Genomic DNA, 26,182 nt, shown 5'->3' with positions numbered 1-26,182 from the left:
ATGATTCGTGAAATCCTGAAAATGGGCGACGAGCGTTTATTGCGTGTAGCCAAACCGGTACCAGAGGAGATGTTCGACACTCCGCAGCTTTGGCAGTTACTGGACGACATGCTGCAAACCATGGAACACGCGGGTGGCGTAGGTCTGGCTGCTCCGCAGATCGGCGTTGACCTGCAACTGGTGGTCTTTGGTTTTGAGCACAGCGAACGCTACCCGGATGCCGAGGCCGTGCCGCAGACCATTCTGATCAACCCGCTGATCACGCCGCTGAGCCCGGAGCTCGAAGAAGACTGGGAAGGTTGCCTGTCAGTGCCCGGCCTGCGAGGAATGGTCGAGCGTTTTCACAAGATCCGTTACGAAGGTTTTACCCCTAAAGGTGAGCCGGTCGTACGTGTGGCCGAAGGTTTTCACGCACGGGTGGTGCAGCATGAATGCGACCATCTGATCGGCCGCCTGTACCCGTCACGGATCAAGGACTTCACCAGGTTCGGCTTTATTGAGGTGCTGTTCCCGGATCTGGAGCCTGGCACGAAAGAGTAGTCCCCAGCGCTATCATCGCCTTGTTGCGTTGATAGCGAACGAGCCGCTCGTGCAGGGCGTGGGGCAAGTCCACGTCCAGGCTGAAGCCCAGGTTTTCATAGAAACCTTGCAGTTCGGGGTCGCAGAACAGCCAAACCGGGCCTTCACAGGTTGCGGTTGCGCCCCTGACCAGTTCGCCCGCCACACCTTGCCCGCGCAGTGCCGGCGCAACAAATAGCCCGGTCAGCCAGTAACCGTGAGCCACGGGCCGCAAACACAACCCCGCAATGATCTCCTCCTGACGGGCGACCCACAGTTGCGCGTCCTTGACCGCTTTCATCGACGACTGATGAGAGCGATAAAACTTGTTCATCAACGGCCATAAAGGCGCTTCAAGCGGGGCATAAACAATGGCGGTCATGAGTCCACAGGCTAAAAGTGAGGGGGCGCGCATTATATACAAACAAGGGAATGTTTTTATCGCGCCTTTGCGTATCGATAGTGAGGCCCATTCGAAATTAAAACCGGTAATAAAGCATTCTTTTTTGAATAACCTGTTTTAAATAAAAGTTCCCCCGCGATCGGTGTTATACCTGAGCTCACATCCCTGAACACTGGAGCTCATAACATGGCTAAAGGTATGGATTCAAAGAAAGCCGCGAAGAAAAAGCCGGCTAAAACAGCCGATGAAAAACGCGCTGATAAAAAATCCAAAAAGTCCGATACCGGATTGTTTGGTCATTGATTGATGTGTCGGGGGCTCGGTTCTCGGGCTCCCATTGTTTTTTAAGTCTGCATCGTCCATTTGGTAACTTTCTTGCGTGTGAGCGTTCCGTCGCATTCTGATGGCCATTTGCTTGCACGTGTTATTTGACTGGCTATGCTCCACCCTCACGGGGCCTGAGCAGTCAAATGCTTAAACCCTTGAAGTGCGTACAGCTCTAACGTTAAAAGTTAAAAGCGCAGGCGGTTTGTTGTGTCTTGAGACTTTTGAATTATCAATAGACAGCACCTCCAGGGATTGAGCCATGTTTAATTCGCACCGCAAAGCCGACCTGCTTGAGAATCAACGCCTTAACGGCTCATTGAATGACATGGCGGCCAAGGTTCAGGCCATCAGCCGATCCATGGCCATTATCGAATTCACCCCGGATGGCACCATCCTGGAGGTCAATGACAACTTTTGCCGGGTCATGGGTTATTCCAGCGAAGAGGTCCGCGGCAAGCACCACCGCATCTTCTGTGAACAGGCTTATGCCAAAGACAGCGAATACAGCCGTTTTTGGCGCGGTCTGGCAACTGGCGAACCCCTCAGTGGCACCTTTCTAAGGCTCGACAAGTCCGGGCGTGAAGTGTGGCTGGAAGCCAGTTACATGCCGATCATCGATGCGGGTGGTCAAGTTACCAGGGTGATCAAAGTCGCCTCGGACATCACGGACCGAATCAATAAAGAGCACGAAAACCAGAGCATCGTGAATGCCTTGAGCCGTTCCATGGCAGTGATCGAGTTTTCGCCTGATGGACGGGTCATCAATGCCAACCAGAACTTTCTCGACACCATGCACTACGGGTTGAGTGAAATTGTCGGCCAGCACCACGGGATGTTCTGTTGTCGCAGTGAGAGCGAGTCGGCCCAATACAAAGCTTTCTGGGCCTCGCTGAATCGCGGGGAATACCACTCCAGGCGTTTTGAACGGGTCGACAAGTACGGCCACACGGTTTTCCTTGAGGCATCCTACAACCCGATTTTTGATGCCAAAGGCCGACTGTATAAAGTGGTGAAGTTCGCCAGCGATATCACCGCACAAGTCACCAACCTGCAAACCGCGGCAGAGTCGGCCCACACCACCTCAGTGCAAAACGATGCCTGTGCGCAGAAAGGATCGCAGGTGGTTCAGCAGACAGTGCAAATCATCGAAGCCATTTCCAGAGACCTCAATGAAGCGGCGCAAAGCATTGATGCGGTGAGCAAGCAGTCGGACATCATCGGCAAAATTGTGCAGACCATTCGCGGAATTGCCGATCAGACCAATTTACTGGCACTCAATGCGGCCATTGAAGCGGCGAGGGCCGGGGAGCATGGTCGCGGTTTTGCCGTCGTGGCGGATGAAGTCAGAAGCCTGGCGGCGCGCACCAGTGCGGCCACGTTGGAGATCGTTGAAGTGGTGCGCAAGAACCATGACCTCTCGCTGAGCGCGGTGACCAGCATGCAGTCGAGCCTGAGTCGTACCGGCCTTGGGGTCGAACTGGCGAACGAGGCGGGGGAGGCCATCCTGGAAATCCAGCAGGGCTCCCGGCACGTAGTCGATGCGATCAGCCAGTTCAACTCGACGTTGCAGTTGCATTAATAGCCGGCACTTCCTGTGGTTGCTGACGAGGTATGAGGCTGCGACAAGGGCTGAAGGCCCTTCAAAGCCTCGTCAGCTGCTCTCGCGCACCATCAGTTCAAAGCCCATGTCCTGCACCGGGTTGGTCACTTTATTGCCGGCCATCAGTGTGAGCATCTGCTCGGCTGCGCGACGGCCAATAGCTTCACGAGGTGTGCGAATACTGCTCAGGCGCGGCACCATGAACTCGGATGACGGCAGGTCGTTAAATCCCAGTACGGCAATCTGGTCCGGGATTTTAATCCCGAAGCGTGCAGCCTCCAGCAGGGCGCCCTGGGCCAGGTCATCGTTGCCGAAAAAGATCGCATCCACTTGCGGGTGGCTGGCGAGCAATTGCAAAAACAGCTCGCCGCCCAGGCCCACAGAGGACGGGCGGGGAGTCAGTACCTCAAGGTCGGGGTTATACAGGCCGGCTTCCTGCAGGGCGCGACGGTAGCCTTCGCCGCGCAGGAGCGTGCGCTGGTCGAGTTGGGCTCCGATATAGGCCAGGTGGCGCCGTCCACGGGAGATCAGGTGCCGGGCGGCGGTTTCGCCGGCCTTCAACTGGGAAAAACCTACGCAGTTCAGGCCCTCGGCGGCATCCAGTTCCATCATGTACACACACGGCACATTGCTGGCCTCAATCATGCGGCGTGAACTTTCGGAGCGGTCAAAGCCAGTCAGCAACAGGCCGCGAGGGTGGTAGGCCATATAGTTGCGCAGCAGGTTCTCTTCTTCATCACGGGAGTAGTGGAAGTTACCGATCAGCACCTCAAACCCACGTGGGCGCAATACGTCATGGATCGCTTCGAGGGTGTCGATAAACAGGAGGTTGGACAATGAAGGCACCAGTACCACTACGGAGTGGCTCTGCGCCGAGGCCAATGCCCGGGCAGCCGGATTGACCACGTAGTTCAGCTCGTCAGCGGCAATTCGCACCTTTTCTGCAAGCTCGGTGGCGACGCTACTGATACCGCGCAAGGCGCGAGAGGCGGTAATGGGGCTGACACCCGCAAGGCGGGCAACTTCGTTAAGGGTAGGACGACCCGTGGTTCGGGTGTTTTTATCGTTTTTAGAGGTGGTCATCAGGGTGGCTTGCCAAACAAAATACAAGTCACTAAGGTAGCGCTGTCCTGGCGTGCCCGCAATTGCCTGATTGTGTGCAAGCCAGTAACCCCAGCTTTGTATGTCGAGAGCGTTACCGCGTCTCCCCATAAAAATGAGAAATAGACGTCGGTAGCCTGGTCTTTGTGCTTTGCTTTCATGTATTGAACGCATGGACAAAGACAGCGCTGTCTACGGACTGAGGTGTTTCATGAGTCAACCTATCACTGCCCTGGTCATTATGGGTGTTGCCGGCTGCGGCAAATCCAGCGTGAGCCAGGCATTGTGCCAGCTCAATGGCGCGACCCCGATTGAAGGCGATGCGTTTCACCCAGCGGCCAATATCGCCAAAATGAGTGCCGGTATTCCCCTGACTGATGATGATCGTGCTGGCTGGCTAGACAGCCTGTGCGATGAGTTGCGTCGCGCGGTTGCCAGCGGCCAGCGTCCGGTCCTGACCTGTTCGGCGCTTAAACTGCGTTATCGCGAGCGCCTGCGCAGTGCGGTAGACGGCCTGGGTTTTGTGTTTCTTGAGCTGACCCCGGCAGTTGCGGCCGATCGAGTGGCTCATCGCCCCGGGCACTTTATGCCCAAAACCCTGATCGACAGCCAGTTCGCGACCCTTGAATCCCCGAGCAATGAGCCTTTGGTACTGACACTGAATGCGGCCACCCATGACATCAATCAACTGGCGAATGCTGCCCGTGATTGGTGGCACGACCATTCGTTGCAGACAATCTCATGATGCTTCAGACAGACAGCGCTATCCAGCTCAGCCCCGGCTGTACATTCGTACTTGATAAAAATAAGGCAGGAGACGCCCCATGCTAGGCATGTCCCACAACACCTTCCTACTGCTTGATGCAGTGGTGACCATTATCGGGCTGATCGTGCTGATCACCCGTTTCAAGCTGCACCCGTTCATTGCCCTGATTATCGCGTCTGCGTTCCTGGGCCTGACGGCGGGCATGCCGGCCAACCTGATCATCAAATCGTTCCAGGACGGTTTTGGCGGGGTGCTGGGTTTCGTCGGGATTATCCTGGCATTGGGCACCATGCTTGGCAAAATGATGGCCGACTCCGGTGGCGCCGATCAAATTGCGCGCACATTGATTCGTGCCTTCGGCAAGGAGCGTGTGCAGTGGGCAATGATGTTCGCCGCGTTCCTGGTAGGTATTCCGCTGTTTTTCGAGATCGGCTTTGTATTGCTGATCCCGCTGGTATTCATCGTTGCGCGCCGCACCGGCGTATCGATCATCAAGATCGGCATCCCGCTGCTCGCTGGCTTGTCGGCCGTTCACGGGCTGGTGCCGCCGCACCCGGGCCCACTGCTGGCCATTGGCGTATTTGGCGCTGATATCGGCAAAACCATTTTGTACGGCCTGATCGTCGCATTGCCGACTGCAATCATCGCCGGCCCGATTTACGGCACTTTCATCTCCAAGTACATCCCCGGCCATGCTTCCCAGGAGTTGATGGATCAACTGGCGAGCGAGCCTGAGTCGAGCACGCTGCCGAGTTTCTCCATCACCTTGATCACCGTGCTGTTGCCGGTGTTCCTGATGTTGCTCAAAACATTTGCGGACGTGGCGCTGCCGGAAGGCAACTTCTTCCGTGTCTGGATGGACATGATCGGTCACCCGATCAGTGCCCTGTTGCTGGCCCTGTTGTTGGCGCTGTACACCTTTGGCTACAAGCAGGGTATCGACTCCAAGCGCATCCTCAAGTTGCTCGACGCGAGCCTGGCTCCGACCGCAGCAATCATCCTGATCATTGGTGCTGGCGGTGGCTTCAAGCAAATGCTGGTGGCCAGTGGTGTGGGTGACGTGATTGGCCACATGGCGGTGAATGCACAGATCTCGCCGATCCTGCTGGCCTGGCTGGTGGCTGCGGTGATTCGTATCGCGACCGGTTCTGCGACCGTAGCAACAATTACCGGTGCGGGGATTGTGTTGCCGGTGGTAGACATGATTCCGGGCGTGAACCGCGAGCTGCTGGTGCTGGCGACGGGTGCTGGTTCGTTGATTCTGTCTCACGTTAACGATGCGGGTTTCTGGCTGGTGAAGCAGTACTTCAACATGACCGTGGCTGAAACCTTCAAAACCTGGACCGCGATGGAAACCATCCTGTCGATTGTAGGTTTGATCTTTATTCTGCTGTTGTCGCTGGTGGTTTAAGCCATTAACGTTTTGTAGTCGCAGCCTGCGGCAGCGGCTACAGGAAAACTGCCAATGTGGGAGCGAGCCTGCTCGCGAAGGTCTTTCGCGAGCAGGCTCGCTCCCACATAGAGTATCTACAGGTTTGGTTTGCGCCGGGCTTTAGCTCGCGCTCAAGCCATCTGCCCGGAACATGGCGCGAATCCCACGTAGTGCCTGACGAATGCGGTCCTGGTTTTCAATCAGGGCAAAGCGCACATGATCGTCACCATACTCACCAAACCCTACGCCTGGCGACACACAGACCTTGGCATCCGCCAGCAGCTTTTTGGCGAATTCCAGTGAGCCCAGGTGTGCGTAAGCCTCGGGGATCTTGGCCCAGACATACATCGAAGCCTTGGGGTTCTCGACCATCCATCCCAGTTCGTGCAGCCCCTTGACCAGGACATTGCGGCGTTGACGGTACTGCTCGGCAATATCCTTGACGCACTGCTGGTCGCCTTCAAGGGCGGCAATTGCGGCCACTTGCAGCGGTGTGAAAGTGCCATAGTCGTGGTAGCTCTTGATCCGCGCCAAGGCGTTGACCAATTCCGCATTACCCACCATAAAGCCGATACGCCAGCCTGCCATGTTGTAGCTTTTGGACAGGGTGAAGAACTCCACCGCAATGTCCTTGGCGCCCGGGACTTGCATGATGGAAGGCGCTTTCCAGCCGTCATAGACGATATCGGCGTAGGCCAGATCGTGCACCACCAGCACATCATATTGCTTGGCCAGGGCCACCACGCGCTCGAAGAAATCCAGCTCGACGCATTGCGCTGTGGGGTTGGACGGAAAGCCCAGGATCATCATTTTTGGCTTGGGGATCGAGCCGCGAATGGCTTTTTCCAGCTCGGCAAAAAAGTCCACGCCCGGAATCAGCGGTACCGAACGCACCTGGGCGCCGGCAATCACGGCACCATAAATGTGGATCGGGTAGCTGGGGTTGGGCACCAGTACGGTATCGCCCTGATCCAGGGTAGCCAGCATCAAGTGCGCCAGGCCTTCCTTGGAGCCGATGGTGACAATGGCTTCGTGCTCGGGATCGATTTCAACGTTGTAACGGTCGGCATACCAGCGTGAAATGGCTCTGCGCAGCCGTGGAATGCCACGGGAAGTCGAGTAGCCGTGAGTGTCCTCACGCTGTGCGACGGTGCAGAGTTTTTCGACGATATGGGGTGGGGTCGGGCCGTCAGGGTTGCCCATGCTGAAGTCGATGATGTCTTCGCCGCGACGTCGGGCGGCCATCTTCAGCTCAGCAGTGATATTGAAAACGTAAGGGGGGAGTCGATCTATGCGCGCAAAGCGGCGCGGCGAACCTTGGTCTGCCATGTGTGCCTCTGGTACGTAAGCGCCCGGAACCGTCCGAGCGACGTTGACCACTGCGGTGGTCTGGGCGAAACAATACGGGCGGTGATGGCCTTTTGTCTAGAGGTCGCCAGCGGCTATTTTTGTACAGGGACGACCCCGGTGTGTTTTTGTACCTATACTAAAAAGCCTGGTTTCCTACTTACTCCATCGAGCATGACTTATGGAACAAACAAAAAAGTTCGAACTGCCAGCTCCGCGATTTGCCAAAGGTTCGTTTCAACTGATCGCGGGTTTGGGTGGCCGTTTCACTCAGGAGACCTGCAGTCAGATTCCGTTGCTGTGGGAGAAATTCATCCCCGAGATCGGCAAGGTGCCGAGTCAGATTGGCGAGGAAACCTACGGTGTTTGCTGTAATCCGGATGGGGAAGGCGGCTTTGAGTACATCGCCGGCGTGGCCATCAGCAAACTTGACGACCTGCCTGAACGCTATCGCTGGATTGAGCTGCAAGAGCAGGCTTACGCGGTCTTCGAGCATCAGGGGACACTGGACACGCTGTCACAGACCTTTCAGGCGATCTGGAACGACTGGTTGCCCCAATCAGGGTACGAATCGGTTGATGCGCCTGAGTTCGAGCGTTACAGCGCAGACTTCAACCCGGACACCGGCACAGGGTTGCTGGAGATCTGGCTGCCGGTTAAAAAAACCGCTTAGCCTGCCTGCAAGCGGGGTAGCGGCGAGGACGAGAGTGTCAGTACCAGCCGCCGTTCGCCCCGATAGGCTTCGCCTTGTTCGACCCAGCCCTGGCTCAGGTAAAACGCCAGGGCACTGGCGTTGAACGGGCTCACTGACAGCATCACCTGACGAATCTCGGGCCAGAACTGCTCAATGGCCCGGGGAAGTTCGCGCAGGCAGGTTTTGCCCAGCCCCTGGCCTTGAACCCGGCTGTCGACCTGAAACGCATGCAAGGTGGCGCTGTCGGCTGCGGCCCAATGGGCCAGCAGCGGCTGACGCTTAAGCAGAAGAAAGGCCACTGGCTGTTCATCGCTGAGCAGTGCCAGCCCTTTTATCCCGGGGTGCGGTTGGGCCGGCAGAGAGTGCAAGGCCGACTCGATGTTGCCGCAAAAAACAATTTGCTCAGGTTGCACCCGAATCTCGCGCAGTTGCTGGCATTGGCTGGGTGTCAGGTCTTCATACGCGCATAGGCGGGTGTTCATGTCGAGATTCTGTCGGGGCGCAATGGGGAGCCACTGATGGGGTCAGTGGCCGCTTGAGCAGCGCGTCAGTTTCTACCCATCAGGGCCCCAAATACAGATTTATCCGACTCTCAGTCCTCGGAACCCGGGTTACGGCGCAGAGAAGGCAGCAACATGCCGACGTTTTTTTGATAATTCCGGTATTTTTCGCCAAAAATCTCGACCAGATCTTTCTCTTCCAGTTGCGAGCCGATCAGGATGTAGATCGTGCTCGTCAGTGCGAACACCAGGTGCCCGACGGTCATCTCGGGCGTGGCCCAGAAAGAGATCAAAAAGCCCATGTACATGGGATGACGCACGACTTTGTAGAGCATGGGTGTTCTGAACGAGCCATCTACAGGTTTGGTCGGGTGCAGGGTATCAAGAGCCTGCTTGACCCCGAACAGTTCAAAGTGACTGATCAGAAAGGTCGCCACCAGGATCAAGCCCCATCCCAGCCAGAACAGGGTGGTTAGCACGGCGCTACCGAGTCGCGACTCAACCTGCCAGACGCGCAAATCAATCGGTTGCCACAGCCAGAACATCACTACCAGCACCACGCTGGAAACCAGCACGTAGGTTGCGCGCTCAATGGGGGGCGGAACAAATTGCACCCACCAGGATTTGAAGCTTTTACGGGCCATGACACTGTGTTGAACGGCAAACAGGGTAATCAGCGACACATCCACCAGCAGTGCCAGAGGCCAGGGGGCCCCTGAGTCTGAGTCAATGGTTTTGGGAACGCCGACGTTACCTATGAAACCGATCAGGTACAGCAGGGTCAGAAGGAAAAACAGGTAACTGAACAGGCTGTACAGCAGCCCCGCGAGTTTGGCGGCGCGGCTGGGCGGGCGAACTTTCGGGTCGGTTCCGGTGTGCATGATCGACTCCTTTCGAACATGGCATAACCGCAAGGCAAGCGGTTGTAGCGATTACCTTAGCCCTGATGTGGAAAATCACCAGCATTCGCAGGCAGGGAAAAACTGAAGGTAAAGACCGTGCCGTGCTGTTCATCCGAAGCCGCTTCGATACGGCCGCCGTGGGAGAGGGCGATCTGGTCGGCAATGTACAACCCAAGGCCAAGGCCGGCTTGCGGGGTGTTGCTGGCGGGGCGGGAATAGGGTTTGAACAAGTGCTCAAGCTGGTCGGCAGGAATGGGCGTGCCCTGATTGGTGACGGAGAGGGTAAATACCTTGTCGCGGATCATGGCGGCGACGTGCACCGCGCCTGTGGACGAGCCGTGAGTGATTGCATTGGCCAGCAGATTGGAGAGCAGCTGCGCCAGGCGGCCGCTGTCGCATCGAATGCCGTCAAGTGGCCCGATCCGGGTCTGGATCACACGGTCGGGATGCACGCTTTGTACTTCTGAGATGACGTGCCTGAATACCTGATCGAGGTCGGTGCACACCTGAAGTGTCAGGGGGATGCCATTGCCAAGCCGGCCTCGGGCAAAGTCCAGAACGTCCTCAACCAGCTGCGAGGCGCGTTGGCCGCAGCTCAGAATGTGTTGCACCAGCGTATCGGTTGGCGGGTTGGGATGCTTGCGTAACAAGCGTTCAGCCGCGGTGTTGATGGCGAATAACGGGTTGCGCAGATCATGGCCGATCACTGCGATGAATTGTTCGCGCAGCTCCGCATTTTCGCGCTCCTGTACCAGCTCGGACTCTGTGCGTTGCAGGTTTTCTTCCGCCTCGATCTGCAGCGAAAGCAGGCGGGCAAAGGACTCCATGGTGGTCTGTATGGTGCTGCCCTTGAGCCTTGCAGGCTCGGGGTCCAGAGCACACAGGGTGCCGAAGAAACTGCCGTCGGTGCGAAACACCGGAATAGTGATGTAGCTCTCGAATCGGTACAGTTTTGGCGTGTGATGATGCTCGTAGAGCGGGTCTGTGCTGGCTTCGTCGATGATGATCGGCAGATGCGAACTCATGGTTTCAAAGCACAGGGTACTGACCAGGTCCAGCTCCCCACCTGCTTGCAAACCAAAGCCAAGATTGTCGAGCACCGCGCAGGCGGTCCAGGTTGTCTGGGTAACACGGGCAACGGCGGCAAAGCGCATCCCGGTCATTTCAGCGATGACCCGCAAGATGGCGGGCACTGCACTGATCCGGTTAATTGTTGCGATATCGTCAGCCGCGCTATGGCCCATGGGATGTGCTCTGGTTCAAAAAGCTGATTCTAGCCACAACCATTGTGGGTAGCACGACTTCATATGTCATGTATAAGCTATTCAGCCGAGCGTCCATATGAAAAGGCCGCGCCACTCAGGGTGAGTGGTGCGGCCTTTTAATTAAATCTACTTACTTAAGTGTCTTGTTTGTTTTGCAGGACTTCGGCAGTTTTAGCGTCGAGATCGACATCCCACTTAATGCCTTTGGTGTCACGCAATTCAACTTCATAAACCAGTTTGCCGTAGGAGTGATCAAGCTCGGTGTCGAGAATGGTTGCGCCAGGGTGCTTGGCCAGCGCGGCTTGATTCAACTTTTCAAATGAAGTGATTTCACCTGATTTGAGCAGGTCTGGAATATGGTCAGGGCGAACATCAGCCTGGGCCAGGCCAGCAGTCAGTGTCAGGGCAACAGTGGCGAATACAAGATTAAGTGCTTTCATGTTTAGTCCCTTGGGGTTGATCTGTTTAAGTGGGGCTAGATTAACCGTCGCAACTTAATTCATCCTTAATTTTCGCCCTGTGCTCCGCACACTCATTAATAACCGTTGTGTTCCAGCAGTTGGGGGACTGTTTGTGACGCCGGGCGCTGGTAGTACTTGAGCAGTTCGCTGGCGCGGTTAGTGAAAATGCCGTCGACGCCAGCCTCCATAGCCTTCTTGAAGTCCGCCGGTTCGTCCAGGGTATAGACGTGCACCAGCATGCCCTTGTCGTGGGTGGCCTTGTTCATCCATGGCTGGATCAGGTCGAAATAGCTCTGGTCGCCGCCGTCGGTCAAGGCTGCCGAAGGGCCTGTACCCATGGCGCCGCTGGCCTTTGCAAAGTCGATCCATTGCATGAACGCGGCCTTGTCCTTGGGCTGAAGCCTGGCGTAGTAGGTGGCTTTGTCCTTCTCGCCCGAGTCGGCAAAGCTGAGGGGACTATTGGGCGTTATAGCGTCTTCACCGACCCACAACAGCAGGATTTTCGGCGTGTCGGGCATTTCTTTTTGCAGCAGCCCAAGGCTGTTTTTCTCAAAGGTCTGCAAGACGACCCGGCCTTTGCCCTGGCCAGTCTGCGGCTGTCCGTTCAGCCCGGCCACAGGCTCAAGCCAGCCGCGTTCGTTCAGTTTGTTCTTCAGGTCGTGTTCGATGCCGGGAAATTGCTTGGGTTCTTTGGTTTCGATGTACAGGCCGGGTTTGTGCTGCGGGTTGGCCTGGGCGATGTCGATGATTTCATCCAGGGTCAGAATCGGCAGCCCAACGTAGGACGGCCGCGCACGATCCGGGTACGCCTGGTTGAACCAGCTGCCGGCATCCAGGGTTTTCAGCTCTGCCAGGGTGAAGGCGCTGGCGGGGCTGTCCTTGCGGTCCGGGAATTTTTTGGCCACGTCGGTGGTGCGCAACAGGCTGTTGTCGTGCAGGGCAAACAGAACTCCGTCCTTGCTGCGTTGCAGGTCCATTTCCAGATAGTCGGCGCCCAGGTCCCGGGCGAGGGTGTAGGCGGCTGCCGTTGACTCCGGGGCGTCGAAGGATGCACCGCGATGGGCAATGACTGCCGGGTGCGGGATGCCATGGGCGTTGGCCAGTTTCGCCTCGGCGGTGTTCGTCTCGCTGGTGGCCTGTGCGCTGCTCATGCCCAGAAGCAGGCTCAACAGCAAAACGCTTTTGCCAAAGGTGTCAGGCATTGGTTGAATTCCTTTCGATTAGACGTAGAGAGTGTTTGTTGGCAATCGGCCCCCTCGCAGGCTATCGGGAACCCGGCGTGGGCGTGCATCGCACTTTTTTAGCGATCTTTCGTGCAGATGTGCAGTACTCTGGCGACACCAACGTCCCCGGCAGAGGGACAAGCGTTAAATCTTGCGTGTAAACCATTGTTCCAGAGCCTTTGGGCTCGTCAGTGAGGTTTACCATGCGCATCACTTCGCAACTCATCTGCCAGGCCGCCGACCTACTTAACGGCTTTGTTGGTTTCAATCGTAAGACAGGCCAGCACATTGTTCGTTTTAGTGAAGACTCTTTCGGGATGGATGTTGCTGACGACAACATCACGCCCACCAGCGAGTTTGTCTGGCAGGCCGGTGCCGCAGACACCATGACCCTCAAACGTGAGTTGATCCAGTTACTGCTGGATCAAAATATCGATGACCGCCTGAACATTACCGAACCCTTGCGTGTGTATATGCGGCGTCAGGACGTGCCTGAAATTTCGGCTGTGCGTCGCTGCGTCAACTAGGGCGCTTTGCGGACAAAATGCTGGTGCATCTCAGTAGTCAGGCTTTCGATCCGCTCGGTCAGTTGCTTGGTCATTTCGGTCAGCCGGGTGTTTTGCTCCAGCAGCGCCATGATTTGCTCTGTGGTTTGAGCTGCGGCGGCTTGCCGTTCGGCGTTGGCCACGGCCAGTGCTTCACGGTGTTGGGCGTCCGCATCGGACTGGGCTTTGTCGCGGGCGGCCTGACGCGTTTGCGCGAGCAGGATCAGCGGTGCGGCATAGGCCGCTTGCAAGCTGAAGGCGAGGTTAAGCAGGATGAACGGGTAAATATCAAAGTGCGTCACGCCAAACAGGTTCAAACAGATCCAGATCACCACGATGAGTGTTTGTGCACCGAGAAATGCAGGTGTGCCAAAAAAACGGGCGAAGGCTTCTGCCTGCAAGGCGAAACGGTCACTGCCGAAGGTCGGTGCCAAATGTTCGTAGGCCCGATGAAAGCGCAAGTGGTCAACCTTCTTTGACGGTGCTTTGGCTGTGGTGTGTTTTTTTTCTGGGGGCATGGTTTTTTTCTCATCTCGGGTGCTTGAGGGGCTACTCCGGACTGGGGCTCAAAACTGACTCAGGCAGTGTGTCTGCGGCCCCGACGCTGATTTTGTTACGGCCAGTATTTTTTGCGACGTACAGAGCTTTATCGGCTTCGTTCAGCCAGGTGGAGGCATTTTGAAACTCGGGGCGGCAGGAGGCCAGTCCTATGCTCAGGCTTACGCTTATCTGCGACTCGGGTTCGTCGCCGTGTTGGTAGTTGCAAAACACCTGACGCAACCGCTCCATGATTTCCCGGGCCTGGACCAGTGAACAGTTGGGCAAGATGACGCAGAACTCATCGCCGCCATATCGTCCTGCCAGGTCCTGGGCCCGCAAGTTGTCCTTGAGTTCCTTGCTGAGCCGGCGCAATACGCTGTCACCGATGATATGTCCGTAGGTGTCATTGATTTGCTTGAAGTGATCGATATCAATCAGCGCCAGAGTGGCGGGTTTATTGCTTTCCTGGCTCTGATGGAAGCTCAGTTGCAGCAGGTCTTTCCATGAACCGTGATTGAGCAGTCCGGTCAGGCTGTCGGTACGGCTGAGGGCGCTTAATGCACGTTTATGCTCTGCCAGTTTTATCGCCAGGCGATAGCTGACCATGCCTACCGCAAACGGGTAGAGCGTCAGCATGGGCAGACAGGCATAGATCTGCAGGGCGCTGGTGTTCGGGTTGAAAGCGATACCCAGTAACAGCCATGAGAACAGGGCGCCGGCCAGTTGTGCCAACGCACCGCGTACCAGCATTCTGGGGCCGCCAGCCGCTACGTTATTCATCATCATCATCGACAGAATGGTGACTGTCGGCAGGGGGTTGAACTGCATGCTGGCCGCCCAGAATCCCCCCCAGAGCGAATCCATCAACATGTTGCGGCGCTCGGCCTCATAGGGGAAGGCGGAGCGGGTCGATAATTGAAAGGCGAGATGCGGCCAGACAAAGCCGTTTAACAGCAGCAGGCACCACACCCATACAGGCATATTGAGCGGGTAGAGGGCAGCCATCACGCTGAAACAGCCAACCCCCAGGCCGATGGTTCGCGGCAGGTAAATACGCTTGGCGAACGACAGCCCTTTGCCTCTTTTATTGTCCATGGTTATCTGCGCAAGATGTTTGGGTTCAGTGCCGCGCCCTGTTGGGTGCCGCACCGCCCACTGTTGGGTTGTGTTAGCTTGCCGAAAGGCAGTGTCGAGAAAAAATCGCACATATTCCGCAATTCTCTGAGTCAACCATGAGGTCAAGCCTAGCTCCTTAAGCTGAAGATGAGTCTGCGATAACGGTAATAAACCACGCGTCTGCAGGCTCGGATGTTTATTGAATGACAATTTCCTTTTCATGGGGCGCGCAGCTGGGCGGTCATCGCGTTTTTTACTGGAGTCTTCAAACCATGGCACTCGAGTCCGGCAGTGCAGAGGGCCCTAAACCCGCTGAGCATTATCAAGGCGCATTTCGAAATGAAGGCGCAAGGCCGTCTTCCAGTCTTGGGAAGACATTGGGTATTTTCTGGAAGATGCTTTTCCAAAAACCTGCCAATACCCGCCCGACAGGTGTGGTCCCGGTCCGGTCATTGACCCGCGAGCAGTTGCACGCCGCGCCGGATTTCAGCGTGTACCGGTTGGGGCACTCAACCCTTCTGCTCAAGCTCAACGGTAAATACTGGCTGACCGACCCGGTCTACGCTGAGCGTGCTTCGCCGTTCCAGTGGGCAGGGCCCAAACGTTTCCATGCACCTCCCATCAGCCTTGATGAGCTTCCATCCCTGGAAGCCGTGATTCTTTCCCATAACCACTACGACCATCTCGATCAAAAAACCGTCTTGCAGTTAGAGGCCAAAACCCGGCAGTTTCTGGCACCGTTGGGTGTCGGCGATCTGCTTGTCAAGTGGGGTGTGCCAGCCGGCAAGGTTAAACAAATGGACTGGTGGCAGGATACCCACCTCGATGGCATTCGCTTTGTCGCCACCCCGTCCCAGCACTTTTCCGGTCGGGGTCTGTTTGATCACAACCAGACGCTTTGGGCATCCTGGGTGATGATTATTGATGATGTGCGAATTTTCTTCAGTGGAGACTCGGGATACTTCGACGGCTTCAAGTTGATCGGTGAGCAGTTCGGACCGTTCGACCTGACCCTGATGGAAACGGGGGCCTATAACGTCGACTGGCCCCACGTGCACATGCAGCCCGAACACAGCCTGCAAGCTCATATCGACCTGAACGGGCGCTGGTTGTTACCCATTCACAACGGCACCTTTGATTTGGCCTTCCATGCCTGGTCCGAACCCTTTGACCGCATTGTGGCGTTGGCCGAGCAACGCAATGTGCTCATCACCACGCCTCAAATGGGGGAGGCGTTCAACCTCAAGCAGCCTCACAAGGGCCGTGCCTGGTGGCTTGAAGTGCACACCGCTGAAGGCGAGTGAGGGCGCTCGTTTTTTTACTCGATCAGGGCAAAGTCGTCGCGCCCCATTGGGTCAGGGGTCGTGCCGCGAACATTGCCGCCGCGGCCAGGAGAAAAGCCAGGGAAGAACACCAGACCTTGTGCCTCCAGGCTGTAAGCCAGAGCCAGCCTGGTGACGTCGCGCACGGGCTCTGCGGCTTCAAAGCGCTGAATGGCGGGCACTGAAACCCCGGATTGTTCACTCAGGTGTTCCGGGCTCCAGCCGAGCATTTCGCGGGCTTGCGCGCAGTGCAGCGGGGTAAATTGATTGATCACGATGCGTTCAAACGTACTGCGCATGGCTGAGTTGGGCATGGGCGTTCTCCAGGGCTGAGTCAGTGCTTGAAAATATACTGTGTTTTTATACAGTTCTTTTTTGCGTGGATCAAACTCATTTCTTGATAAATGCTGATCGGGGAAATCTGCCGCTCAGCGGCCCTGTCGCTGCGTTTAACGGGGAGAGGAATGAGTCGAAAATTTCGATGATGGCCGCGGGCTCAAATATTTGGGGCAAAAAAAAGGGCTGCCTTCAGGCAGCCCTTTTACTCAGCAAGTAGCCAGGGTACGGATCAATCCCAGCTCAGCGCACCGCCGGTCTGGTATTCAATAACCCGCGTCTCGAAGAAGTTTTTCTCTTTCTTCAAGTCCATGATTTCGCTCATCCATGGGAACGGGTTAGTGGTGCCCGGGTATTCTTCTTTCAGGCCGATTTGCGACAGGCGACGGTTGGCGATGAACTTGAGGTAGTCCTCCATCATGGCCGCGTTCATGCCCAGTACGCCGCGCGGCATGGTGTCGCGTGCGTATTCGATTTCCAGCTGGGTGCCTTGCAGGATCATCTGCGAAGCTTCTTCCTTCATTTCGGCGTCCCACAGGTGCGGGTTTTCGATCTTGATCTGGTTGATCACGTCGATGCCGAAGTTAAGGTGCATGGATTCGTCGCGCAGGATGTACTGGAACTGCTCGGCGACGCCGGTCATCTTGTTGCGACGGCCCATCGACAGGATTTGGGTGAAGCCGCAGTAGAAGAAGATGCCTTCCAGAACGCAGTAGTAGGCGATCAGGTTGCGCAGCAGCTCTTTGTCGGTTTCAACGGTCCCGGTTTCGAACTTCGGATCGGAGATCGAACGGGTGTACTTCAGGCCCCAGGTGGCTTTTTTAGCGACCGACGGGATCTCGTGGTACATGTTGAAGATCTCGCCTTCATCCATGGCCAGCGATTCGATGCAGTACTGGTAGGCGTGAGTGTGGATCGCCTCTTCGAATGCCTGGCGCAGGATGTACTGGCGGCACTCGGGGTTGGTGATCAGGCGGTACACGGCCAGCACCAGGTTGTTGGCAACCAGGGAGTCGGCGGTAGAGAAGAAGCCCAGGTTGCGCATCACAATGCGGCGCTCGTCGTCAGTCAGACCTTCCGGGTTTTTCCAGAGGGCGATGTCGGCGGTCATGTTGACTTCTTGCGGCATCCAGTGGTTTGCGCAGCCGTCCAGATACTTCTGCCAGGCCCAGTCGTACTTGAACGGTACGAGCTGGTTGAGGTCGGCACGGCAGTTGATCATCATCTTTTCGTCAACCGCAACACGGGCGGAAGCGCCTTCGAGCTCGGCCAGGCCTTCAGCAACGTCGAGGTCGTCCAGAGCGGCCTTGGCGCGAATGATCGCGGCCGAATCGGTAGCCGTGACTGCACGTGCTTCCTGTGCGGCAACACCGCCGGCGGCGTCGAGGCGGTCCATGTTGGCTTCCGTTGCGTGGCCAGCGTTGGCGCCTTTAACAGCGACTTCGCCTTCGTCTTCTTTGTCGAATTCGTCCCAGCTCAGCATGACGTGTCGTCTCCTGCGTGAGGGCCCAGGCCCGTGTGAAAACACTTATGGTTTGGTTTTTACACGGCCATAGGCCACTTGGATCTAAGAAATGTTGCTTGCAGTAGCGTTGTGCTCACGCAAAAACATGAATGTATTCGTGGGCTTGTCCCGCTGTCGCTCAGAGGGGCAGGTTTTACCTGCACTCGCTCTGGACCTTGAGGTCGTAGCAGCGTGGGTTTATAGCCCGCCAAGGGGATATATCAAGCCTTTTTGATGGGCGCAGTATACGGCTTTTGCACAAGGTATTTCAGCCAGTTTTTTTTCGGGGCATGCGACGAAACGCCCTAAATTTGTCCTGGACTTACGGAGGGCTGCGGCTGAGCGAGGGTTTGCCGGTGCAGAAGTTTTTTTGCCGTGGGCCAGGGACGTCAAATGACCTGCGGTGTGAGCGGGGATGTGGCGGGATTTGGTGCGGGGCAGATCAAGCCCGGCCGAAACCGGGCGTCAAGTTGATGCGGTGTCAGCTGAGTCGATGGCCGTTGGTGCGATCGTAGCCGTCTTCGGCAAAGGTAGCCGAGCGGGTGCTGTCGTATCCGTCTTCGGCAAAGGCAGCCGAGCGGGTGCTGTCGTAGCCGTCTTCGGCAAAACCCGCCGAATGCGTACGGTCATAACCGTCAGCGGCAAAAGCAGCGCTGGCCAGAACGGACAAACTTAAAGCCATTATCAATGAGCGTTTCATTTAATGATTCCCGGGCGATATAAGCGCAGGCGGGCAACTGTTCAAGGGCGGTCAAGTTACGATGAAAGTTGCAGTCAAGCGCCGCGTTGGATCGCTTAAACAAGTGTGAGGATTGAGGGCTGGAATAAACCGCAGAACTTCAATCAGCCGTTGGAGCAGCCGTTGCCCATTACGCGGTATTCAAGGGTGTGCTGCATGCCCTGGGAGTCTTCGTAGACCATTTGAGCCGGCACGACCTCACAGACGCTGGGGATCTCGCTCATGGAAATCACTTTGGCGATATCCAGTTCGGAAGAATAAGAATACTGTTCAACGGCAGGTTGCTGGCGGGGAACTTGAGTGTTCACTTCATCAGCCAGGGCGGTTAAACACACACTGCTGAGGGCCAGAACTAACAACGCTTTCATTTCAAAATTACCTGTTTTAGGTCGAGTGGGTTCACACAGCCCTTATGAGGCCGTGTGTGAAACTGAGTAATGAAGAGCGACTAAACTTGCCTTCGTGGGGGCTGTAACTTGGGTTAATCGCGGTGCCTTGGTTGGCGAGATGAATTTTAGGCCTGCGCTGCACCGGCATATAGAGGGACTTTTGATAAAGACTGTTGGCATTTTTTGCAACAATCGACGAAAACCCGGCTCATTTGCAGCGTTTGCCCGATGTGAGCCGAAGGGTAAATCGCTGTAAGCATTGATTTTGAGCCTTGCGCAGAAAAACCATGGTTTTTCTGCGTGTTTCTTACTACCAACGTCGAATGGTTCTCACGGCCTGGCCCGGCTAAAACAGGGTCATAAAACAACAACTACAAGCATTGAGGTATGAAACATGAGTGCCGCTTCCCTGTATCCCGTACGCCCTGAAGTTGCAGCCAATACGCTGACCGATGAGGCGACCTACAAGGCGATGTACCAGCAGTCCGTCGTCAACCCCGATGGCTTCTGGCGCGAGCAAGCAAAGCGTCTCGACTGGATCAAGCCTTTCACCACCGTCAAGCAGACCTCCTTCGACGACCATCATGTCGACATCAAATGGTTCGCGGACGGCACCCTCAACGTTTCCTACAACTGCCTGGACCGCCACCTTGCCGAGCGCGGCGACCAGGTAGCAATTATCTGGGAGGGGGATGACCCTTCCGAACAGCGCAACATTACCTACCGCGAACTGCACGAAGAAGTGTGCAAGCTGGCCAACGCCTTGCGCGGTCAGGATGTGCACCGTGGTGACGTCGTCACTATTTATATGCCGATGGTGCCTGAAGCCGTGGTCGCCATGCTGGCCTGTACCCGGATCGGCGCGATTCACTCGGTGGTGTTCGGCGGCTTCTCGCCCGAAGCGCTGGCCGGGCGGATCATCGACTGCAAATCCAAGGTGGTGATCACTGCCGACGAAGGCCTGCGTGGCGGCAAGCGCACACCGCTCAAGGCCAATGTCGATGTGGCACTGACCAACCCTGATACCTCAAGCGTGCAGAAAATCATCGTGTTCCAGCGCACCGGCGGTGACATCGCCTGGTACAAGCACCGTGATATCTGGTACCACGACCTGATGGCAGTGGCTTCTACGCACTGCGCGCCGAAAGAAATGGGCGCCGAGGAAGCGCTGTTCATCCTTTATACCTCCGGCTCAACCGGCAAGCCCAAGGGCGTGCAGCACACCACCGGCGGCTACCTGCTGTATGCGGCGCTGACCCACGAACGCGTGTTCGACTACCGTCCGGGCGAGGTTTACTGGTGCACGGCCGATGTGGGCTGGGTGACCGGTCACACTTATATCGTTTACGGGCCGCTGGCCAATGGCGCGACCACCTTGTTGTTTGAAGGCGTGCCGAACTATCCGGACATCACCCGGGTGTCGAAAATCGTCGACAAGCACAAGGTCAATATCCTCTACACCGCGCCTACCGCCATTCGCGCCATGATGGCCGAAGGTCAGGCAGCGGTTAAAGATGCCGATGGCTCCAGCTTGCGCTTGCTGGGCTCGGTGGGCGAGCCCATCAACCCGGAAGCCTGGAACTGGTACTACACAACGGTCGGCAAGGAGCGTTGCCCGATCGTGGACACCTGGTGGCAGACCGAGACCGGTGCTTGCATGATGAGCCCTCTGCCGGGCGCACACGCACTCAAGCCGGGCTCCGCTGCCCGCCCGTTTTTCGGCGTGGTACCAGGACTGGTGGATAACCTGGGCAACCTCATAGAGGGCGCTGCCGAAGGCAACCTGGTGATTCTGGATTCGTGGCCGGGGCAGGCGCGTACCTTGTATGGCGATCATGACCGGTTCGTCGACACCTACTTCAAGACTTTCCGCGGCATGTACTTCACAGGTGACGGCGCACGTCGCGACGAAGACGGTTACTACTGGATCACTGGCCGTGTGGATGACGTGCTCAACGTGTCCGGCCACCGGATGGGTACAGCTGAAATCGAAAGCGCGATGGTGGCGCATCCTAAAGTCGCTGAAGCTGCAGTGGTGGGCGTGCCGCATGACATCAAGGGGCAAGGCATCTATGTCTACGTCACCCTCAATGGTGGCGAAGAGCCAAGTGAAGCGCTGCGCCTTGAGTTGAAAAACTGGGTGCGCAAGGAAATCGGTCCGATCGCCTCGCCGGATGTCATCCAGTGGGCGCCGGGCCTGCCGAAAACCCGATCGGGCAAAATCATGCGCCGTATCCTGCGCAAGATTGCTACCGGCGAATACGATGGTTTGGGTGATATCTCAACCCTGGCCGACCCGGGAGTGGTGCAGCACCTGATCGAAACCCACAAGAGCATGCAGGGCGCATAACACTTCATGAGCGTCATCGAACCCCGCCCGGCATTGCCGGGCGGGGTTTTTTGTGGGTGGGGGAAGTGTTACCGGATTTGTAACCGGATGCGCCAAAGTGGGGCTTTGCGACACCAAGAGCGCCGTTTTAGAGCGCTTTTTGGGCTCCGAGAAAATAAGATGAAACGCTACACTTGCCGGAATAGAAGGGTTTGCGAATAATAGGCCCGCTATTTGCAACTCATATAGGTTTTATATCTTTTGCTCTTGCATTAATTTGAAGGGCTGTCAATGCCTAGGGTCGCCTTTTTCGGTGCATCTGTAATTAGTTGTCGCATTGAAGAAATAACGGCTTGAAGCCTGTCGTTAGAATGCCGATCACTCGCTCGTCGTTGTTGTGCTGAACCCAGCGCAACGCCAGTAGGACGTGGCGCCGCATTCCCGGTTTAACCTCCGCATATTGGGCTCAGGCTCACTCTGCATTTATTGCCCTTTACCGATGGAGTCCTAAGATGAAGAAACTCGTGCTTCTTGGCGCCCTGGCACTGTCCGTGCTGTCCGTGCAGGCTTTTGCTGCTGACAAACCTCTGAAGATTGGTATTGAAGCGGCGTACCCTCCGTTCGCTTCCAAGGCCCCGGATGGCAGTATCGTGGGTTTTGACTATGACATCGGTAACGCACTGTGCGAGCAGATGCAGGTCAAGTGTGTGTGGGTCGAGCAAGAGTTCGACGGTCTGATCCCAGCGCTTAAAGTACGCAAGATCGACGCGATCCTGTCCTCGATGTCCATCACTGACGACCGCAAGAAGTCTGTCGATTTCACCAACAAGTACTACCTCACCCCGGCACGCCTGGTAATGAAGGAAGGTACTGTGGTCGGCGACAACCTTGACGAGCTCAAGGGCAAGAAAATCGGCGTACAGCGTGGTTCGATCCACGACCGTTTCGCCAAGGAAGTGCTGGCACCTAAAGGTGCAGTCGTCGTTCCTTACAGTTCGCAGAACGAAATCTACCTGGACGTGCAAGCGGGTCGCCTTGATGGCACCGTTGCTGACGCCACCCTGCTGGAAGATGGCTTCCTGAAAACCCCGGCGGGCAAAGGCTACGCATTTGCGGGCCCGGCATTCACCGACGTCAAATACTTTGGTGATGGCGTAGGCATTGCCGTGCGCAAGGGCGACGCCCTGAAAGACAAGATCAACACTGCTATTACGGCTATCCGTGAAAACGGCAAGTACAAGCAAATCCAGGACAAATACTTCAACTTCGATATTTACGGTCAGTAATACATCGCAGCAGTACGTCCGAAATGGCGCAAGCGACAGGATCTCTGAAGTTTGCGCCATTTTTTCATCCCCATTTTTGAGGACCTGAATCATGTTGAAAGGCTACGGGGCTGTCATCCTCGATGGCGCTTGGCTGACGCTTCAGCTCGCCTTGTCGTCCATGGCCCTGGCCATTGTTCTAGGTCTGATCGGTGTTTCATTACGCTTGTCGCCGGTGCGCTGGCTGGCCTGGCTGGGAGATCTGTATTCGACGGTAATCCGCGGGATTCCCGATCTGGTGCTGATCTTGCTGATTTTTTACGGAGGCCAGGATTTGCTCAACCGCGTGGCGCCGATTCTGGGTTACGACGACTACATTGACTTGAACCCGCTGGTGGCCGGTATCGGCACCCTGGGCTTTATTTTCGGTGCCTACCTGTCCGAGACCTTTCGTGGCGCCTTTATGGCCATCCCCAAAGGTCAGGCCGAAGCCGGCATGGCGTACGGCATGAGCAACCGTCAGGTGTTTTTCCGGGTACTGGTGCCGCAGATGATTCGCCTGGCGATTCCGGGCTTTACCAATAACTGGCTGGTCTTGACCAAAGCCACTGCCCTGATTTCGGTGGTCGGCCTGCAAGACATGATGTTCAAGGCCAAGCAGGCGGCAGATGCCACTCGCGAGCCGTTCACCTTCTTCCTGGCCGTTGCGGCGATGTACCTGGTGCTGACCAGTGTTTCGCTGCTGGCGTTGCGACAACTTGAGAAGCGCTACTCGGTAGGCGTAAGGGCGGCTGATCTATGATCTTCGACTACAACGTCATTTGGGACAGCATGCCGCTGTACTTGAGTGGCATGCTGGAAACCGTGAAATTACTGGGCATCTCGCTGTTCTTCGGCCTGCTGGCGGCAGTGCCGCTGGGGTTGATGCGGGTCTCCAAGCAGGCCTGGGTCAACCTGCCGGCCTGGCTGTTTACGTACGTGATTCGCGGCACGCCCATGCTGGTGCAGCTGTTCTTGATCTACTACGGCCTGGCCCAGTTCGAGAGCGTGCGCGACAGCTTCTTGTGGCCACTGTTGTCCAGTGCCACGTTCTGCGCGTGCCTGGCCTTTGCCATCAACACCAGCGCCTACACCGCCGAAATCATTGCCGGTAGCCTGCGGGCCACGCCTAATGGCGAGATTGAAGCAGCCAAGGCCATGGGCATGTCGCGCTACAAAATGTATCGCCGTATTTTGCTGCCGTCGGCCATGCGCCGGGCGCTGCCGCAGTACAGCAACGAAGTGATCATGATGTTGCAGACCACCAGTCTGGCCTCCATCGTGACCCTGATCGACATTACCGGTGCCGCGCGTACCGTGAATGCCCAGTACTACTTGCCGTTCGAGGCTTACATCACTGCCGGTGCATTCTACCTGTGCCTGACTTTCATTCTGGTGCGCCTGTTCAAACTGGCCGAGCGCCGCTGGCTGGGCTACATGGCCCCGCGAAAGGCCTGACCCATGGAACGCATTGATCACGTGCTGCCCTGGAGCAGCCTGGGTTCTGAACGCCACTTGACGGTGTTTCGTTTCGGCGCAGGTGAGCGCAAGGCCTACATTCAGGCCAGCCTGCATGCCGACGAACTGCCGGGCATGCGCTGTGCCTGGGAGCTGAAAAAACGCCTGGCCGAGCTTGAGGCGCAGGGTGCCTTGAACGGTGTGGTTGAGCTGGTGCCCGTGGCCAATCCACTGGGGTTGGGGCAGTTGCTGCAAGGTGCCCATCAAGGGCGCTTTGAGTTCGGCAGCGGCAAGAACTTCAATCGCGACTTCGCTGAATTGAGCGAGCCTGTGGCGGCGAAGCTGGAGGGGCGTTTGGGTGATGACCCGCACGCCAATATCCGGTTGATCCGTCAGGCGATGCTTGATGTGTTGTCGCAATTGCCGCCTGCGGCCAGTCAGTTGCAAGGCATGCAACGTGTGTTGCTGAGCCATGCCTGCAATGCCGATATCGTGCTGGACCTGCATTGCGAGACCGAAGCCGTACTGCACATGTACGCCTTGCCGCAGCATTGGCCGCAATGGCGCGCGCTGGCCGCGCAGCTTGATGTGCGGGTTGGTTTGCTGGCCGAAGACTCGGGCGGCAGCTCCTTCGATGAGGCCTGTTCATTGCCGTGGTTGCGCCTGCAGCGCCAGTTTGCCGACGCGCAGATTCCCCTGGCGTGCATGGCGACCACCCTGGAGCTGGGCGGGCAGTCAGACACCGGGCGCCCGCAAGCGCAAATGCATGCCGAAGGCATCCTGGCGTTTCTGGCCGGGCAGGGCCTGATCAGCGGCGACTGGCCAGCAGCGCAGCATGAGGCGTGTGAAGGCATGCCGTTTGAAGGCACCGAATTGTTATTTGCACCGCACGCGGGTGTGGTGAGCTTTTTATGTCCGACGGGCGCCTGGGTTGAAGCCGGCGAGCCGTTGTTTGAAGTAATTGATCCATTATCTGACCGGGTCAGTACGGTATGCGCGGGCACATCCGGCGTGTTGTTTGCCGTTGAGCGGCTGCGCTATGCCCAACCCGGTTTCTGGCTGGCTAAAGTGGCGGGGCGCGAGCCTTTGCGTCACGGGCGCTTGCTTAACGACTGACTGTTTTTGTGAGAACCGACAGCATGTACAAACTTGAAGTCCAAGACCTGCATAAACGCTATGGCAGTCACGAAGTCCTCAAAGGCGTTTCTCTGGCCGCCAAGGCAGGCGATGTCATCAGCATCATCGGTTCCAGTGGTTCCGGTAAAAGTACCTTCTTGCGTTGCATCAACCTGCTTGAGCAGCCGCATGCGGGCAAGATCCTGCTCAATGGCGAAGAGCTCAAGCTGATCGCCAACAAGGATGGTGCGCTCAAGGCCGCTGATCCCAAGCAGTTGCAGCGCATGCGTTCGCGCCTGTCGATGGTGTTCCAGCATTTCAACCTGTGGTCGCACATGACTGCGCTGGAAAACATCATGGAAGCGCCGGTGCATGTGCTGGGGATGACCAAATCCGAAGCCCGTGAAAAAGCCGAGCATTATCTCAACAAAGTGGGTGTCTCCCATCGCAAGGACGCCTACCCGGGGCATATGTCCGGCGGCGAACAGCAGCGTGTGGCAATTGCCCGTGCGCTGGCAATGGAGCCGGAGGTCATGCTGTTTGATGAGCCGACTTCAGCCCTCGACCCCGAGCTGGTGGGCGATGTGCTCAAGGTGATGCAAGACCTGGCGCTGGAAGGCCGGACCATGGTGGTGGTCACTCACGAAATGGGCTTTGCCCGTGAAGTGTCGAACCAGCTGGTGTTTCTGCACAAAGGCATCGTTGAGGAAAGTGGCAATCCCCGTGAAGTGCTGGTTAACCCACAGTGCGAGCGGTTGCAGCAATTCCTGTCGGGCAGCTTGAAGTAACTGCAATTTTAAGACTGCCGCTGTGCACCAAAATAGGTCATGCTCCGCATCCCGCGAAGCTGGCCTAGGCTCAGTGTTCGGCTCCTCCCGTTTTTATTCCCGTTTCGTTCCGGATAG

27 protein-coding genes and 1 pseudogene are annotated in these 26,182 nt (G+C 56.8%); 14 read left to right on the top strand and 14 right to left on the bottom strand.

Features of this window, described 5'->3' with window-relative positions:
- On the top strand, window positions 1–540 hold the full coding sequence (def, locus tag ACZRMS_RS15710; RefSeq protein ID WP_463995980.1) for a peptide deformylase: 540 nt from the start codon (window positions 1–3) through the stop codon (window positions 538–540).
- Here the strand turns inward: def and ACZRMS_RS15705 are convergent.
- The gene (locus ACZRMS_RS15705) at window positions 494–940 is read right to left on the bottom strand and encodes a GNAT family N-acetyltransferase (protein ID WP_463995979.1); all 447 of its coding nucleotides are present in this window, start codon (window positions 938–940) and stop codon (window positions 494–496) included. The two genes, def and ACZRMS_RS15705, sit on opposite strands and share 47 nt — an antisense overlap.
- 607 nt (window positions 941–1,547) lie before the next feature.
- Here ACZRMS_RS15705 and ACZRMS_RS15700 point away from each other — a divergent pair.
- Together ACZRMS_RS15700 and ACZRMS_RS15695 are read left to right on the top strand one after the other, a co-directional pair.
- Window positions 1,548–2,318 (top strand): annotated as a pseudogene (locus ACZRMS_RS15700) (PAS domain-containing protein); the annotation flags it as partial.
- Entirely contained in the window at window positions 2,295–2,867 is a 573-nt protein-coding gene (locus ACZRMS_RS15695) for a methyl-accepting chemotaxis protein (RefSeq protein WP_420912210.1), read from the top strand. The pseudogene ACZRMS_RS15700 and the gene ACZRMS_RS15695, both read left to right, overlap by 24 nt.
- Window positions 2,868–2,939: 72 nt before the next feature.
- On the opposite strand, the gene gntR is transcribed toward ACZRMS_RS15695, so the two are convergent.
- The gene (gntR, locus tag ACZRMS_RS15690; protein ID WP_463995978.1) at window positions 2,940–3,971 is read right to left on the bottom strand and encodes an HTH-type transcriptional regulator GntR; all 1,032 of its coding nucleotides are present in this window, start codon (window positions 3,969–3,971) and stop codon (window positions 2,940–2,942) included.
- 229 nt (window positions 3,972–4,200) lie between these two features.
- Between gntR and ACZRMS_RS15685 the strand changes: the two genes are divergently transcribed.
- Together ACZRMS_RS15685 and ACZRMS_RS15680 are read left to right on the top strand one after the other, a co-directional pair.
- The gene (locus ACZRMS_RS15685) at window positions 4,201–4,734 is read left to right on the top strand and encodes a gluconokinase (RefSeq protein WP_463995977.1); all 534 of its coding nucleotides are present in this window, start codon (window positions 4,201–4,203) and stop codon (window positions 4,732–4,734) included.
- 79 nt (window positions 4,735–4,813) lie between these two features.
- The gene (locus ACZRMS_RS15680; protein ID WP_463995976.1) at window positions 4,814–6,166 is read left to right on the top strand and encodes a GntP family permease; all 1,353 of its coding nucleotides are present in this window, start codon (window positions 4,814–4,816) and stop codon (window positions 6,164–6,166) included.
- 141 nt (window positions 6,167–6,307) lie between these two features.
- Here the strand turns inward: ACZRMS_RS15680 and alaC are convergent, their stop codons facing one another.
- Window positions 6,308–7,516: an alanine transaminase gene (gene alaC / locus ACZRMS_RS15675; RefSeq protein ID WP_463995975.1), complete on the bottom strand. Its 1,209-nt coding sequence runs from the start codon at window positions 7,514–7,516 to the stop codon at window positions 6,308–6,310.
- A 199-nt stretch (window positions 7,517–7,715) separates the two neighbouring features.
- Between alaC and ACZRMS_RS15670 the strand changes: the two genes are divergently transcribed.
- Complete coding sequence (locus tag ACZRMS_RS15670) at window positions 7,716–8,207, top strand: GyrI-like domain-containing protein (protein WP_463995974.1); 492 nt, start codon at window positions 7,716–7,718, stop codon at window positions 8,205–8,207.
- Here the strand turns inward: ACZRMS_RS15670 and ACZRMS_RS15665 are convergent.
- The 5 genes from ACZRMS_RS15665 to ACZRMS_RS15645 all read right to left on the bottom strand — a co-directional run bounded on the left by ACZRMS_RS15665 (window position 8,204) and on the right by ACZRMS_RS15645 (window position 12,558).
- The gene (locus ACZRMS_RS15665) at window positions 8,204–8,710 is read right to left on the bottom strand and encodes a GNAT family N-acetyltransferase (RefSeq protein WP_463995973.1); all 507 of its coding nucleotides are present in this window, start codon (window positions 8,708–8,710) and stop codon (window positions 8,204–8,206) included. The two genes, ACZRMS_RS15670 and ACZRMS_RS15665, sit on opposite strands and share 4 nt — an antisense overlap.
- Before the next feature lie 110 nt (window positions 8,711–8,820).
- Window positions 8,821–9,609 (bottom strand): methanethiol S-methyltransferase, encoded by a 789-nt coding sequence (gene mddA / locus ACZRMS_RS15660; RefSeq protein WP_463995972.1) that lies wholly within the window; start codon window positions 9,607–9,609, stop codon window positions 8,821–8,823.
- Between the two features lie 56 nt (window positions 9,610–9,665).
- Window positions 9,666–10,874, bottom strand: coding sequence for a GAF domain-containing sensor histidine kinase (locus ACZRMS_RS15655; RefSeq protein ID WP_463995971.1), 1,209 nt, complete (start codon window positions 10,872–10,874; stop codon window positions 9,666–9,668).
- 155 nt (window positions 10,875–11,029) lie between these two features.
- A complete protein-coding gene (locus ACZRMS_RS15650) occupies window positions 11,030–11,335 on the bottom strand; it encodes a PepSY domain-containing protein (RefSeq protein ID WP_463995970.1) in 306 nt (101 codons plus the stop codon).
- A gap of 95 nt (window positions 11,336–11,430) precedes the next feature.
- Window positions 11,431–12,558, bottom strand: a complete 1,128-nt coding sequence (locus ACZRMS_RS15645) for a glycerophosphodiester phosphodiesterase (protein ID WP_463995969.1) — start codon at window positions 12,556–12,558, stop codon at window positions 11,431–11,433.
- Between the two features lie 224 nt (window positions 12,559–12,782).
- Between ACZRMS_RS15645 and ACZRMS_RS15640 the strand changes: the two genes are divergently transcribed.
- Window positions 12,783–13,106, top strand: coding sequence for a DUF2025 family protein (locus ACZRMS_RS15640; RefSeq protein ID WP_048359794.1), 324 nt, complete (start codon window positions 12,783–12,785; stop codon window positions 13,104–13,106).
- Here the strand turns inward: ACZRMS_RS15640 and ACZRMS_RS15635 are convergent.
- Window positions 13,103–13,642, bottom strand: coding sequence for a DUF1003 domain-containing protein (locus ACZRMS_RS15635; RefSeq protein ID WP_463995968.1), 540 nt, complete (start codon window positions 13,640–13,642; stop codon window positions 13,103–13,105). The two genes, ACZRMS_RS15640 and ACZRMS_RS15635, sit on opposite strands and share 4 nt — an antisense overlap.
- Window positions 13,643–13,673: 31 nt before the next feature.
- Complete coding sequence (locus ACZRMS_RS15630) at window positions 13,674–14,759, bottom strand: diguanylate cyclase (RefSeq protein ID WP_463995995.1); 1,086 nt, start codon at window positions 14,757–14,759, stop codon at window positions 13,674–13,676.
- A gap of 293 nt (window positions 14,760–15,052) precedes the next feature.
- On the opposite strand from ACZRMS_RS15630, the gene ACZRMS_RS15625 reads away from it, so the two are divergent.
- Window positions 15,053–16,084 (top strand): MBL fold metallo-hydrolase, encoded by a 1,032-nt coding sequence (locus tag ACZRMS_RS15625; RefSeq protein ID WP_463995967.1) that lies wholly within the window; start codon window positions 15,053–15,055, stop codon window positions 16,082–16,084.
- A 14-nt stretch (window positions 16,085–16,098) separates the two neighbouring features.
- Here ACZRMS_RS15625 and ACZRMS_RS15620 read toward each other — a convergent pair whose 3' ends face one another.
- The 4 genes from ACZRMS_RS15620 to ACZRMS_RS15605 form a co-directional block, all read right to left on the bottom strand.
- Window positions 16,099–16,416, bottom strand: coding sequence for a helix-turn-helix domain-containing protein (locus tag ACZRMS_RS15620; protein WP_463995966.1), 318 nt, complete (start codon window positions 16,414–16,416; stop codon window positions 16,099–16,101).
- Window positions 16,417–16,670: 254 nt separating this feature from the next.
- Window positions 16,671–17,921, bottom strand: a complete 1,251-nt coding sequence (locus tag ACZRMS_RS15615) for a ribonucleotide-diphosphate reductase subunit beta (protein ID WP_048359788.1) — start codon at window positions 17,919–17,921, stop codon at window positions 16,671–16,673.
- A 502-nt stretch (window positions 17,922–18,423) separates the two neighbouring features.
- Window positions 18,424–18,642 (bottom strand): heme utilization protein, encoded by a 219-nt coding sequence (locus tag ACZRMS_RS15610; protein WP_463946120.1) that lies wholly within the window; start codon window positions 18,640–18,642, stop codon window positions 18,424–18,426.
- Between the two features lie 143 nt (window positions 18,643–18,785).
- Window positions 18,786–19,049 (bottom strand): DUF2790 domain-containing protein, encoded by a 264-nt coding sequence (locus tag ACZRMS_RS15605; RefSeq protein ID WP_048359786.1) that lies wholly within the window; start codon window positions 19,047–19,049, stop codon window positions 18,786–18,788.
- Window positions 19,050–19,464: 415 nt separating this feature from the next.
- Between ACZRMS_RS15605 and acs the strand changes: the two genes are divergently transcribed.
- From acs to ACZRMS_RS15575, 6 genes are all read left to right on the top strand, one after another.
- On the top strand, window positions 19,465–21,420 hold the full coding sequence (acs, locus tag ACZRMS_RS15600) for an acetate--CoA ligase (protein WP_463995965.1): 1,956 nt from the start codon (window positions 19,465–19,467) through the stop codon (window positions 21,418–21,420).
- A gap of 491 nt (window positions 21,421–21,911) precedes the next feature.
- Window positions 21,912–22,685 carry an ABC transporter substrate-binding protein gene (locus tag ACZRMS_RS15595; protein WP_463995964.1) on the top strand — a complete coding sequence of 258 codons (774 nt, stop codon included), beginning with the start codon at window positions 21,912–21,914 and terminating at the stop codon, window positions 22,683–22,685.
- 91 nt (window positions 22,686–22,776) lie between these two features.
- A complete protein-coding gene (locus ACZRMS_RS15590; protein WP_463995963.1) occupies window positions 22,777–23,466 on the top strand; it encodes an ABC transporter permease in 690 nt (229 codons plus the stop codon).
- Window positions 23,463–24,161 carry an ABC transporter permease gene (locus ACZRMS_RS15585; protein ID WP_463995962.1) on the top strand — a complete coding sequence of 233 codons (699 nt, stop codon included), beginning with the start codon at window positions 23,463–23,465 and terminating at the stop codon, window positions 24,159–24,161. The genes ACZRMS_RS15590 and ACZRMS_RS15585 overlap by 4 nt, the downstream gene beginning before the upstream one ends.
- Before the next feature lie 3 nt (window positions 24,162–24,164).
- The gene (locus ACZRMS_RS15580; protein ID WP_463995961.1) at window positions 24,165–25,277 is read left to right on the top strand and encodes a succinylglutamate desuccinylase/aspartoacylase family protein; all 1,113 of its coding nucleotides are present in this window, start codon (window positions 24,165–24,167) and stop codon (window positions 25,275–25,277) included.
- 23 nt (window positions 25,278–25,300) lie between these two features.
- Entirely contained in the window at window positions 25,301–26,065 is a 765-nt protein-coding gene (locus ACZRMS_RS15575; protein ID WP_019823425.1) for an ABC transporter ATP-binding protein, read from the top strand.
- The last annotated feature ends 117 nt before the right edge of the window (window positions 26,066–26,182 follow it).

It is taken from the genome of Pseudomonas sp. B424 (assembly GCF_055408345.1).
The sequence above is the reverse complement of the archived record's forward strand: the minus strand, read 5'-3'. Positions and strand labels throughout refer to the sequence as shown.